At 42.5% G+C, this 12,881-nt stretch carries 11 protein-coding genes and 2 riboswitches; of the genes, 5 read left to right on the top strand and 6 right to left on the bottom strand.

Annotation, left to right across the window (positions count from 1 at the left end; translation table 11 throughout):
- Positions 1–11 precede the first annotated feature (11 nt).
- Complete coding sequence (locus H2R00_RS16020) at positions 12–542, top strand: chorismate--pyruvate lyase family protein (RefSeq protein ID WP_182069775.1); 531 nt, start codon at positions 12–14, stop codon at positions 540–542.
- A 97-nt stretch (positions 543–639) separates the two neighbouring features.
- Here the strand turns inward: H2R00_RS16020 and H2R00_RS16015 are convergent, their stop codons facing one another.
- A complete protein-coding gene (locus tag H2R00_RS16015) occupies positions 640–1,323 on the bottom strand; it encodes a DUF3298 and DUF4163 domain-containing protein (protein WP_154996194.1) in 684 nt (227 codons plus the stop codon).
- 319 nt (positions 1,324–1,642) lie between these two features.
- Positions 1,643–1,752, top strand: a riboswitch (SAM riboswitch).
- Between the two features lie 73 nt (positions 1,753–1,825).
- Here H2R00_RS16015 and H2R00_RS16010 point away from each other — a divergent pair.
- The 4 genes from H2R00_RS16010 to galE all read left to right on the top strand — a co-directional run bounded on the left by H2R00_RS16010 (position 1,826) and on the right by galE (position 7,369).
- Positions 1,826–2,956 (top strand): 5-methyltetrahydropteroyltriglutamate--homocysteine S-methyltransferase, encoded by a 1,131-nt coding sequence (locus H2R00_RS16010; RefSeq protein ID WP_182069773.1) that lies wholly within the window; start codon positions 1,826–1,828, stop codon positions 2,954–2,956.
- A 145-nt stretch (positions 2,957–3,101) separates the two neighbouring features.
- Positions 3,102–5,345 (top strand): glycosyltransferase family 39 protein, encoded by a 2,244-nt coding sequence (locus tag H2R00_RS16005; protein WP_182069771.1) that lies wholly within the window; start codon positions 3,102–3,104, stop codon positions 5,343–5,345.
- Complete coding sequence (locus H2R00_RS16000) at positions 5,345–6,343, top strand: glycosyltransferase family 2 protein (RefSeq protein WP_182069769.1); 999 nt, start codon at positions 5,345–5,347, stop codon at positions 6,341–6,343. Before H2R00_RS16005 ends, H2R00_RS16000 begins: the two co-directional genes overlap by 1 nt.
- Positions 6,344–6,373: 30 nt before the next feature.
- A complete protein-coding gene (galE, locus tag H2R00_RS15995; protein WP_182069767.1) occupies positions 6,374–7,369 on the top strand; it encodes a UDP-glucose 4-epimerase GalE in 996 nt (331 codons plus the stop codon).
- A gap of 83 nt (positions 7,370–7,452) precedes the next feature.
- Here the strand turns inward: galE and H2R00_RS15990 are convergent, their stop codons facing one another.
- The 5 genes from H2R00_RS15990 to H2R00_RS15970 all read right to left on the bottom strand — a co-directional run bounded on the left by H2R00_RS15990 (position 7,453) and on the right by H2R00_RS15970 (position 12,195).
- Complete coding sequence (locus tag H2R00_RS15990; RefSeq protein ID WP_182069765.1) at positions 7,453–8,544, bottom strand: hypothetical protein; 1,092 nt, start codon at positions 8,542–8,544, stop codon at positions 7,453–7,455.
- Positions 8,545–8,668: 124 nt separating this feature from the next.
- Entirely contained in the window at positions 8,669–9,799 is a 1,131-nt protein-coding gene (locus tag H2R00_RS15985; protein ID WP_182069763.1) for a hypothetical protein, read from the bottom strand.
- A gap of 9 nt (positions 9,800–9,808) precedes the next feature.
- Positions 9,809–11,239: an alpha/beta fold hydrolase gene (locus H2R00_RS15980; RefSeq protein WP_182069761.1), complete on the bottom strand. Its 1,431-nt coding sequence runs from the start codon at positions 11,237–11,239 to the stop codon at positions 9,809–9,811.
- 18 nt (positions 11,240–11,257) lie between these two features.
- Positions 11,258–11,896, bottom strand: coding sequence for a hypothetical protein (locus H2R00_RS15975; RefSeq protein WP_182069759.1), 639 nt, complete (start codon positions 11,894–11,896; stop codon positions 11,258–11,260).
- A gap of 2 nt (positions 11,897–11,898) precedes the next feature.
- A complete protein-coding gene (locus H2R00_RS15970; RefSeq protein ID WP_020453491.1) occupies positions 11,899–12,195 on the bottom strand; it encodes a DUF4176 domain-containing protein in 297 nt (98 codons plus the stop codon).
- A gap of 527 nt (positions 12,196–12,722) precedes the next feature.
- Positions 12,723–12,824: riboswitch (purine riboswitch) on the top strand.
- Positions 12,825–12,881 lie beyond the last annotated feature (57 nt).

The raw sequence follows: 12,881 nt of genomic DNA, 5'->3' as shown, positions 1-12,881 counted from the left end.
GGTGCCTTTAATTGAGCGTAAGCCACTTTTTTCCTAAAGCTCTTGTTGCTCTAGTAAAAGACATGTTAACCAAAACCGATGGTTCAACAACCAAAGCGATTGAAACGCTGATCGGCGGCAAAACCGAAATCGAAGTTTTTCAGCAAAATAATATTGATTATGACAAGCTGTCACCTGAAGAAGCGAGGCTGTTTCAACGCGATGATGAGATCTTGTTTAGAACCTCCTCTTTGAAAACAGGCGATGATTATTTATCTTATAATTATGTTTATGTCAAAACAAACCTACTGCCGCTCGCCATCAAACAAGATTTGCAGGAAGAAAGGCTTCCCATCGGAAAAATCATTGCAGAACTGGAGTCAAGGCGTGAAATTTTCAGCACGGGCGACTGCCTGGGAAAACATTTCACACAACTTGTACCTGTTTCAGCAGACCAGACATATGCTTTTAAAAAATATCAGATCATCAGCGGCCGGCAGTGCATGTTCTATGTCTGCGAGCTGTTCGATTTAGAAAAAATCTGCAAACTGACTGCGGGCTAAATCATGCCCGTCAGCTGCCGCTTCATGAAAGGGCTTCCATAATCTCCCCATTTCTCTTTCCTCAAAACAAAAACCCCTGAGAAACAGGGGCTGTTATTTATTGATACACTGTTTTTGGAACGGCAACGACCGGATTTCCGGCGGCATAAGGGGCTACATCGTATTGCTGGAAGACGATCGCAATGCCGTCTTTTGTATAATAGAAAGCCGTGTTTTTACCGAGGACGATGTCTTTCTTCTTCACATCCGGGAAGAAAATGTCGCGGTGTTTTTGGATATAGTTGTAAATGTATGTTTTTGTCTTATCCATTTTCGATTTTGTATTTAAGATGTCGGTTAAATACACCCGTTTTTTAGAGACAAGATCATAGTTGAAAGAGCGGACTGCCGTATTTCCGTGCGCTCCGCCGGAGTAGACATAATTGCTTGTCAGGATGCTCAGCTTTTGGCCGGTCCGGTATTTCACTTCAAAGGACGTTTGGTAATCCGTTTGATATCCGTGCTGTTGGCCGTCTTTCTTGTTTTTCACATAATCTTTGTAGGACTGCTCAATATAATGTTTAAAATCTTTGTTGATCTTGTTTTGGAGAGATTTGGTGCTTACATTTGAAACCTGCGGGTATTTCAAAGCCTTAATGTTTTTGTACGTATGGCTCGTGACCGTCGGTTTTTTTTCATTTGCCGCGTGTGCAGAAGGAAGTGCGGCCGCACTGTACAGCGCAAAAAACAATACCCCTGTCATCAACATTCCGAACGCTTTAAACACTGTTTTTTTGTTCATAAGAACCCTCCTTAATCTGTCATTTTTTATAATACCCATTTTGAAATCAGGTACACATGATAGACCGGTGAACTCGATAAAAAGTTTCTGTTTTTGGAAATAAAAATTGAAAAATATTCTAATTCAACCTGTTCGTTCAACACCTTGTTGACTGTTTGAACGGCTGTCTTGACGAAAAACTCACACATTGATTTGATACGCCCTCCGGTTTAACAGCAGATGAAGAAAATGAAAAAACCAAAGAGTTTTTTTAAACCCATTGACATTTTTATAAAAAGTATTAATATTAAAACTATTAAAAAATCGCATAAAAAGGTTTTCCTTATCAAGAGTGGTGGAGGGACTGGCCCTGTGAAACCCGGCAACCGCTGTCTATGACAGAATGGTGCTAAATCCTTAAGAGCATGTTCGTGCTCTTGAAGATAAGGAGGAGATTGAATATATCAAGCTCTTCCTTATCGGGAAGAGCTTTTTTATGTCTATAAAGAAAGAGGGATGAAGCATGACACAATCAACCGATGTACTGAAGCAAACGCCAGGAAGAAAAATTGGACCGTACAGAGCTGATCAGGTGGGAAGCCTTTTAAGGTCTGAGCCTGTAAAAAAAGCGCGCCTCCAAAAAGCGAACGGCGAAATTAGCGCTGAACAACTGCGCGAAGTCGAAAACGAAGAGATTAAGCGCATTGTCGAAAAGCAAAAAGAAATTGGTCTTAAAGCCGTCACAGACGGGGAATTCCGCAGGTCATGGTGGCATTTCGATTTTCTTGAAGGACTTGACGGCGTAGAAGGATATAGAGCGGACAAGGGCATTCAATTTCATAATGTTGAAACGAAGCCGCGCGGCATTAAAGTAACAAGCAAAGTCGATTTTACAAACCATCCGATGCTGGAAGATTATAAATTTCTTCATCAAGTTGCGGGAACACATACGCCGAAAATGACGATTCCGAGCCCGAATATGCTGTTTTTCAGAGGAAAGCTTGGAGAAAGTCCGTACGAAAATCTGGATGAGTTCCATCACGATGTGGCGCAGGCATACAAAAAAGCGATCCGCGCATTTTACGATGCCGGCTGCCGCTATTTGCAGCTGGATGACACGGCCTGGTCCGTATTTTTCTCAGAAAAAGGACAAGAGCAGATCAAAGCCTTCGGGCGTGAAGCGGATGAGCTCCGCGAGTCCTTTGCCAATACAATCAATGAAGCAATTGCAGGACGTCCCGACGATTTGACGGTGACGATGCATATTTGCCGCGGCAACTTCAAGTCGACATGGGTGGCAGAAGGCGGCTACGACGCAGCTGCAGAAACGATCTTTGACGGACTAAACTTAGACGGACTTTTCCTTGAATTTGATGATGAGCGCTCCGGCGGCTTCGAACCGCTTCGCTATGTCAAACGGAAAGACTTGCAGATCGTCCTCGGTCTCATCACATCCAAATTCGGAGAGCTTGAAAACCCGGATGCCATTAAGCGGCGCATAGAAGAGGCTTCCCGCTTCGTCGACCTGAACCAGTTGTGCTTGAGCCCGCAGTGCGGCTTTGCCTCCACAGAAGAAGGCAATCTCCTGACAGAAGAGCAGCAATGGGAAAAACTGCGTCATGTCGTCGAGATCGCAGAAGATATATGGAAATAACACCTCACCTCATATTTTGAGACATGCTTTTGACGGCATGTCTCTTTTTTTTGCCCCTCTATTACAATTTAAAATTCCTTCTTGATTTGTTCATAGTTTGATCATATTTGCCTTCTATAATGCTCTTTAGTGAGGTGATCGAACAATGATTAAGAAAAGGAATATCGATATATTCCTGGTCTTCATTCTTGTATTATCAGCAGCTTTAAACTTGTACGGCATCTGGAATAATGACACAGACAACGCCTACTATACGGCGGCCGTTGAAAGTATGACCCAAAGCTTTTATAACTTCTTTTACGCATCATTTGATCCGGCAGGCTTTGTAACAGTTGATAAACCGCCTGTCGCACTCTGGATTCAAGCACTCTTTGCACTTGTGTTCGGCGTGCACGGCTGGAGCGTCGTCCTCCCTGAAGCCATTGCCGAAGTGATTTCCGTAGCACTCTTGTACTTCATTGTAAAACCTACCTTTGGCAAAACGGCGGCCAGAATTTCAGCTCTTATTATGGCGTGTACGCCGATTGCCGTTGCGGTCAGCCATACAAACAACGTCGACAGCATTCTCGTTCTTTGCTTGATGATTGCAACCTGGATGTTGTTCAAAGCAGTCCGCAAAGGAAGAATCGGCTGGCTGCTCGGCGCATTCTGTATGGTCGGTGTCGGCTTTAACGTCAAAATGCTGCAAGCTTACATGGTATTACCGGCATTCCTGCTGTTTTACATGATTGCAGCAAAAACGACGATTCGCAAAAAAATTGTGTCCCTTATCACAGCCATGATCGTTCTGGCAGGCGTTTCCGTTTCCTGGGCAGTTGTCGTCGACAGCCAGCCGGAGAGTTCGCGCCCTTATATCGGAAGCAGCCAGACCAACTCTGTCCTTGAGCTGGCGTTTGGCTACAACGGCATCCAGCGTCTCACAGGGCAAAACGGTGCAGACGGGGGCGGAACCTCCTCATCTGATCAAGATCAAAAGACCCAGCAGGAGGAAACGCCGCAACAGCAAAGCGGCGATACCGAAACCAACTCAGACTCGGCAAATAGACAAATGGCTCCGCCAAACGGGGGCGAGATGCCTTCAGGCGGACCGGACGGCCAGCAGGGTGATGTCCAAAGCGGCGGCGGCGGTCCCGGTGGCGGCACGAGCGGCATGTTTGGCACAGGAAACCCGGGCCCTCTCAGACTATTCCAATCTGAGCTTTCCGGACAGGCAAGCTGGTTGATCCCGTTTGTACTCTTCGGCATCATCGGTTTGCTGATCACGGGCCTTCGCAGGCAAAGAAAATTCAATGAAACAACGACTGAAACGATTTTCTGGATGATGTGGCTTCTGCCGGTCGCTGCATTCTTCAGTGTCGCAGGATTCTTCCATCATTACTATCTGATTATGCTGGCAGCACCGATTGCCGCTTTGTCAGGTGCAGGCTGGACGGCGCTCGTTCGCCTCTATCAGGAAGAAAGCCGCTGGAAAAAACAGCTTCTGCCGGTCGGAATTTTGCTGACAACCGCATTTGAATTGTACATTTTGAGTCCTTATTTCAGCGAAATCGGCATCATCTGGAGCATACTGATCGGCGCTTTCGGCATTGTCACAAGCTGTCTTCTCATCTTTCTCAAGAAAGGAAAGTCATTCAGCTACTATGTATCACTTGCAGCGCTGCTCGGCATGCTGATCGGACCTTTCTACTGGACAACGGCGACGCTTGCTGACGGTGTAAACGGCATGATTCCACAGGCCGGACCTAAATCCGGACAATCATTTGGCGGCGGTGGCGGAGGAGGTAAGATGCAGAATAACAACGGCAGCGGACCTCCCGGATTCGGCAGCCAAGACGGCCAAACAGACAGTGATCAAAACAACCATAATGGACCTGGCTTCGGTCCTGGTTCAAACAGCAACGATTCTTCAGCTGATACCGGTTCCGGACAAAACAGCCAAAAGCAGAATGACGAAGGGGCAAACGGCCGTCAACAAGGCGGACCAAGCGGCGGCAGCCCTGGAAGCGGCGAGTCAGTCGATGAAGAACTGTTGAGCTACCTTGAAAAAAACAACACTGGTGAAAAATATTTATTTGCAGTCTCCAGCGCAACGTCTGCTCAATCTTACATCATCAAAACAGGCAAAGCTGTGATGGCGATGGGCGGATTCTCTGGAAGCGACCCGATTTTAACGGTTGAAAAACTTGAGAAGCTCGTCAAAAACGGAGAAGTCAAGTACTTCATGATCGGCGACGGCCGAGGTCAGGACAATTCAGAAATCACCAACTGGATTAAAGAAAACGGAAAAGAAATTTCAAAAAGCGAATACAGCAGCTCTTCTTCAGATAACGATTCCCAGTCAGGCGGACCTGGCGGAAATCAGACGCTTTATAAAGTGGAGCTTGATTGATGAAAGGAAAGGTGATGAACATGCAGAAACGACTCACATTTTCAATCGTAGTCCCTGTCTACAACGAAGCGGAGGTGCTTCAAAGCACCTATGACCGATTAAAAACCGTCATGGACTCGACAGGCGATCCCTATGAACTGATTTTTGTAAACGACGGTTCAAGCGATGACAGCATTCACATGCTGAAGTCGCTTGCTCAGTCAGACCCGGCAGTAAAATGCATCAATTTCTCAAGAAACTTCGGTCATCAGATCGCGATTACGGCCGGAACGGACTATGCTGCCGGCGAGGCGATCGTTGTGATCGACGCCGATTTGCAGGATCCTCCTGAATTGATTTTGGAAATGGCGGAAAAATGGCGCCAAGGCTTTGACGTTGTATACGCCGTCCGCACAAAGCGCGAAGGAGAAACATTTTTCAAAAAGCAAACGGCCGCCATGTTCTACCGTATTTTAAGAAAACTCACAGACGTTGATATCCCAGTGGATACGGGAGACTTCCGGCTCATGGACCGGAAGGTGGTCAATGAAATGAACAAGCTGAAAGAAAAAAATCCGTTCGTCCGCGGCCTTGTCAGCTGGCTCGGATTCAAGCAGACCGCCGTCTATTACGAGCGCCACGAACGGCTTGCAGGGGAAACGAAGTACCCGCTGAAAAAAATGCTGAAGCTTTCGCTCGACGGCATCACTTCATTTTCCTTTCAGCCGCTGAAACTCGCAAGCTACTCAGGAATCGCGCTGTCAGCGGTCGGCTTTATATACGCCTTCATCGTCGTCTGCATGAAGCTGTTTACGACAAGCACCATTACAGGATGGTCGTCGATGATTATTCTGCAATGCTTGTTCAGCGGATTTATTCTGATCATCCTCGGAGCAATCGGCGAATACATAGGCCGCATTTATGACGAAGTGAAAGACAGGCCGCTATATATCATTGACGGCAAATACGGATTTGAAGAACAACGGCGGGCGGCAGCTCCGCAGCGCCATATGATGTAGAAGACGAGAGATCCAAAAGGAGGGATTCCGATGAGCATACTAGTTGTCGGGGGAGCCGGTTATATCGGTTCCCATGCCGTTTACACGTTAATTGAGAAAAAAGAAAAAGTCGTTGTTGTGGATTCCCTGGCGACGGGACACGCGGAAGCCGTTCACCCCGAAGCTGCGTTTTATAAAGGGGACATTCGCGACCGGCATTTTCTCAAGCAAGTATTTGAAAACGAGGACATTGAAGCCGTCATGCATTTCGCAGCATCTCCCATTCCATCACAGTCGAATAGCGTTTTTTCTTCTTTCAACGAAAACCTGACAGGCATGGAAACCCTGCTTGACGTGATGAAAGAATACAATGTCAGCCGGATCGTTTTCGCTTCAAGCGTTGCAGTCTACGGCTGTCCGCAGGACCTCCCTGTCACGGAAGAAACTGAACCTGAACCCGTTCACCCGCACGGCAAGGTCAAATGGATGATGGAGAAAATGCTGATGGAAGCGGAAAAAGCGTACGGCCTGAAATATGTGATCCTCCGCTCTTTCAATCCGTGCGGTGCCCACCCATCCGCCATCATCGGCGAAGACTGGGGGAATGAAACACATCTCATTTCAAATGTTCTGCGAACTGCTCTCGGACACCTTCCTTTTGTTCACATAGATCACCCTGAAAACAGAACAGGCTTCCGCGATTATGTTCATGTGCAGGATTTGGCAGAAGCACACGTGCTCGCCATCAGCCATTTGCGGAATGGAAAGGATAGCCGGATCTACAATCTCAGCTATGGCGAAAGCTACTCCGCTGAACAAATCATCCTTGCCGCCCAATATGTCACAGGCATCCCTCTCATCGCCGCAAAGCTGACAGAAACGGACATCGATTCACAAGCAACATTTGCCGCTTCTTCTTCCAGAGCCAGAAAAGAATTAGGCTGGACCCCGAAGCACAACAGCCTGATCGCAATCATCCGCGACGCCTGGAACTGGCACTCTGCGAATCCGAATGGATATGCGTCGGAGAAGGTGAAGCAAGGGTGAAAAATGAACTGCACCCCCTATCGTTAGATAGTGTCTAACGATGGAGGTGCAGTTTTTTCTTATGATAAATGTATACTGTAAGTCTAATCGATCAAGTAAGCAATCGGGTGTTTTTTGTCCTGCAAATCAATCAGCATATCAATATATCCCGAGCCATACCAGATGAAATCATATGAAAATTGGATAGCCACATAATTTTTATTAAAATATTTAATTTCAGCTGAATTTACTTTTTTCACTTTCAAACCTGCTCCGTCAAAAGCCTTTTCAAAATCCAAATTAAATTGCACTTCATCCTTATGATTTCTTTTTAGATAATTTTCCACAGTTTGAATGCGCTGGACACCTTCAGACATGATATCCTTGTCTTCAGCCCCGTTTAGATATACATATTTGCCGTCTTCGCTTAAATAATCATCCTTACTGATTTTTCTGACTAGGTTTGTCTTTTTTTCGAAAATGTATTTGTCAAATAAGTGTAGATAGGATCCATCCTCCGCCACCTTTGGAAAAACAGACAGGTAATCATTTAGTTTTCCTGACTCGATTGTTGCGGGCAATTCATCTTTATTGACAATCTGGTATTTTAAAAGATTTTGTTTTAAAAATATATAATATGTCTTCGTATCTCCATCGCCTGTATAATCCTTTACTCCGATCAGCATGTTTTTTTTATCAATAGCATGAAGATAGAGATAAATATCTTCAGAATCAGCAGTTGCTTTTATAGGCAGCTTTATCTTTTTTTCGCCTAACTCAGTTTGCACTTGCAGCATATTTTTATGATCTAACCGCAACTTGGGCAGCTGACATCCTATTATATAGCGAATGGGCCCTTTGGCATCCAAAAACCTGCTATTGTTTATGTGAGAGTAAAACATTTGATCAGATGAAAAAATTACCGCATATGAATCCTGAAGCTCTTTATCTGTATATTGATAATAACGAAGCCCACCCTTATCACCGCGCATCACCGTATACTTATGATTTTCATGCCTTAACGTCGCATCGCCCGCTAATCCACTTTCAATTCTCATATACTCTTTAAATGCCGGACTGTCTTCTTTTGGATATCCTTTTTGATATGTGAATGCATCATCGTCTTTTCCGCAGTTGGTGATCACCAGCGAGCATATTACGAAAATGCTTAAGTATATAAACCATCTTTTTTTCATTGAGTGTTTCTATCCTTTATGTTCCTTTTTATTTGAGTTCCAAAAATTACAGAAGGCTTGTCCCAATTTTGTGGCCTACCTTTGTCAAATAAGAAAAGGACTGAATAAAAACTCTTCAGTCCCTCTATGATTCAATTCCTAAATCAACTAAGTAAGCCGTTGGCTGTTTTTTGTTTTTTTGTAAATCGATTAGTACATTAACAGCTCCTGCTGTCCCAATTGGCTTCCCATGATAGGAAATATACAAAACTACATAATCCTTATTAAAATAATGAATATTAGCTATCCTCGCATCGCCCGCGTTAAAATCCATCTCTTTTGCAATTTGTTTGAAGTCAATCTTAAACTGAGCTTCATATTTTTCATTTCCTTTTAGATAATTATCCACTGTTTGTATCTGTTGAATACCGTCAGCCATTACATTTGTTTCTTTTTCTTTAGCTCCGTTAATATAAACATACTCACCGTCTTTGCTCAGAATATCAGTGTCTTTAATTTTCCGGACTTTATTCGTCTTTTTATCGAAAATGTATTTATCGAATAACTTACGATATGCTCCATTCTTCGCTACATTTGGAAAAACGGATAAGTATTCCTTCAGTTTCCCAGATTCAATTGTTGCATTTAATTCCTCTTCTTTGACAATGCTGTGTTTTGAAAAATCTCGTTTTAAAAAAAGATAATATATTTGTCTGTCTCCTAAGTCACCATTTTTTAATTTTTCATATACTTCTACTTGTATCAGCATGCTGTCTTTGCTAACAGCTGCTAACGCCAAATGTACTTTTTTGCCTTTGGCTGATGGAAACTCTAATTTTTTTTCTCCTCTTTTTGTTTTAATTTTTAGGACATTATTTTTGTCTAATGTCATTTCCGGCAGATTACGTTCTATTTTATTGTGGATAAGTTTTTCTTTAGTTAGAAATTCAGTTGTTTTCAAATCATATAATTTTTCTGCAGGATATTTTTTAGCCGAAAGAAAAGGGCTGTAAAAGTCTTCTAGTTCTTTATCCGTATATTGATAATACCGTAGCCCTTTTTTATCACTGCGCATGATCGTATATGTATGATTTTCATAACTCAAAGTTGCGTCTGTCGCTAAATCAAGTTCATGTCTCATAAATTCTCTAAATGCCGGACTGTCTTTTGGTAAACCCTTTTTATAGATGACCCCTTCATCGTCTTTTCCACAACCGGTTACTAACATTAAAAATATCAGTACGATACTTATACTCACAAACTGTTTTTTTACCATTGGCCTCTCCTATTCTGCTTCTTTTTTGTTAACCTCTCGAATCAAGTCAACAAATTCAGAGTCTTCAACTTCATAAATATGTCCAGGTTTGGTAACCCCGGAACCTTTTACTTCAATCTCTGGCTTTTCATCAATAAGATCGCCTAATATGTCACCATGTTGACTTTCGACTGAAACGATATCATCACTGTTTATTTTATGTTTTCCGCTTGCGGTATAGTAAGGGGAAAAACTCACAGTATCCTCTGTTCTGTATCCCGCCGCAGCGGTAATGTCCATTTTCTGAAGCTTTTGATACACCTCAGGATTGGCAGATTTTAAATGATTAATGTCTTCAGTCATCGCTTCACTGTCCATATCAGTGTAGGCATTACTGTAGTCTTTTCCATTATCATTGTTTTTGTTCTCTTCATTAAAATCTAAATAATCACTCGTATTCATAGTATCTCTTCCAGCAGCATTGTCTGCAAGCCAGCGTGCTCTATTAGCCCCGGTAGCTAAGAGGTTTTTATCATAAGGGGTTCCGATTGTTGTGATGCTTCGTACATGATCAGGGTAATCCATCGCAAATTGCAGCGATCTTCTCCCTCCATAACTGTGGCCGAACATATCGATCTTTGTCGTATCATTCATCAGCCCCATCTCATTCAGCTTTTCAGCTAAATCGTCACTTGTTGCCTGGCGATGTTCATTTGGTTCATTTGTGTCATAAACAATATGGAGACGACCGTTTGTGTTAAAAATTTCAAGATCTTTTATCTCTTCATACGTTTCCTTTTTATATGTTTTTCCATATTTGTCAATATAATAGTATTCATAAACATATTCGTTTTTTTCATTTTTTGTAATACGAACGATAAGGTCGCCCTTTTGCGCAGCATTTTTTACGCTTGTATAGAAACCATTCCCACTATCCTCAATCCCATGCACATAAACAGAAACATTCTTATAATCCGAAAAATCGCCTTTCACATGATTAACCGAATTATACAAGATTGAGAGATCTGTCAAAGCTTCGCGCATTGGGGCGCGGTGGGTGCGAACGGCGTTGGTGAAATCTTGTTCGACCTGGTCGATTGTATTTTTTAAGCTTTCATAGCGGCTCACTAAAACAACGGCTTCATTTCTAATATTGATGAGCTTGCTTTGGTCTTCCGGCGATGGGTCTTCTAAAGACTTTAACTTGCGTTGGGCAGCTTCTTGACAGTCTTTGAAATCCCTTATCCAATTGTTAATTTCAGATTTTATTTCTGCAACATTAAAGGTCATCACATTGCCTGATACAGGTGTTGACAGTTTATTACCTTCAATAAATACCCATATTTTATTAAAAGCTTCAAGCAAACGGCTGGATTGAGCATGCTGCAGCATTCGATTTGCTCTTCTTTCATGGCTTTTGATAATGTTTGTGATTTCTGGCTCTCTATTATAATATGCCATAACTCTGTTTCCCTTCCATCATTTCACTCTTTGCAATTGTTGTGAGATTACGTTATCGACACGCTTTAATTCCTTAACAATGTTTTTGGCGTTTGCCGAAAGTTCTTTGACTCTTTTTTTAAGCTCCGTCATGATCGATTTGATGTGCGACTTTGCTTCAGACCAGACGTCATCAAATTTTTCCCACGGAAACTCTGTTTCATACATCATTTCTCTGAGCATTGTGTCAAAATGGTGCAAAACTTCATCAAGTCTGGATAGATTTGTTTCAAATTTTTCGGTTGCCTGGTGTAACGATTCACCGTTTACTTTAATTTCACTTTGAACTCTTTCAGCCGAAAACGTATGGTTTCTTTCTGAGCGTGACTGCGGCTGAACATTGGCCGGTTTGTCGGATTCGTCCGTTAGTTCAACCGCTTTTGCAAAACACCGCACACTGTCTGCAAAATATAATAAACAGCTGCTCGCTTTACTGAAAAAGTTGATGTTGTCGCTCATTTTTTTCTGCAGGGCTGCTGCAGCTTTTCCGCTGTGCCGGTCTAATTCTTCACGAAAAAACACCATGTTCTCAAATACATGGCTAAAGGCGTTTTCCAGCTGACTGATGGTTCCCGCAGCCTTATGTGGAAGTTCTTTGTTGAAGCGAAAATGTCCCATCGTCATTGCTCCTTATTTTCGTTTTTTCCTGCTTCAGCTTCTGTTAGCAACTCATCAAGCTGCAATTCTTTTTGATCTACATATCCGTAATGGTACACAACTTCTATATCTTGTTTATTAAATAAAACTAGCTGCTCTTTCGGATCGGTAAAACCGTTTGGATAGTCGACAGCTGCATAATCTCTGATCACGTGATTTGTTTCAGAAAACATTTGCCGCCCGATGATAAGCAGACGTCTTGAATCATTATGTAAGCCGACAACACTGCCGACAGGAAGATAGTTCTTTTTTAACAGCATAATTGATTATCCCTCTTTTTCTCTGAATTTGGACATATATACAAGTTGTAAAAACATAGGAAAATCATAGCAAAAAAGTTTCATTCCATTCAACGAACTAAAGTACCGTGAAATTATACCTATTCTAATTAAAGACTTTTGATTTAATATTCTTTCTTTACGTAAGGTTGGTCGGTGTCATTAGTATGTTGAAATGAGGCCTTAGCACTGAATCGATCTATCATACTTACGGGTACTTTCAAATAAAGTTTCACAAAAAAACCGCCATAATAGGCGGCATCATGAGATATAAAGCGCAATCCACTTACGATTCTCCTCTAATAAAAAGAATCTTATCACCTTCCATTTTTCGTCTGTTGTTCTGTGCATCGTCACTCCAATCATTTTCCCCGCTTGAAAAGCCGGCTTTCAAAGACTAAGCAACAAGCGCCCTGCACCCTCTCCTAGACATGACTTCATTTAAAAAATTATTGTGAAAATATATTTTTAGCTTGAATTTTACACAATCTCGAGATAAAATACAGTCAAAATAATAGAAGCTCACTTCTTGTATATAATCAGTAATAGGGTCTGATTGTTTCTACCTGGCAACCGTAAATCGCCAGACTACAAGAAAGTTTGAATAGATTTGATCATGTAAAAAGTGTATTGCGCAAACAATATATCTATTTTTCATTTGCTCTTAT

The sequence above is a fragment of the Bacillus haynesii genome (genome assembly GCF_014042035.1).
GTDB classification, from domain to species: domain Bacteria; phylum Bacillota; class Bacilli; order Bacillales; family Bacillaceae; genus Bacillus; species Bacillus haynesii.
The sequence above is the reverse complement of the archived record's forward strand: the minus strand, read 5'-3'. Positions and strand labels throughout refer to the sequence as shown.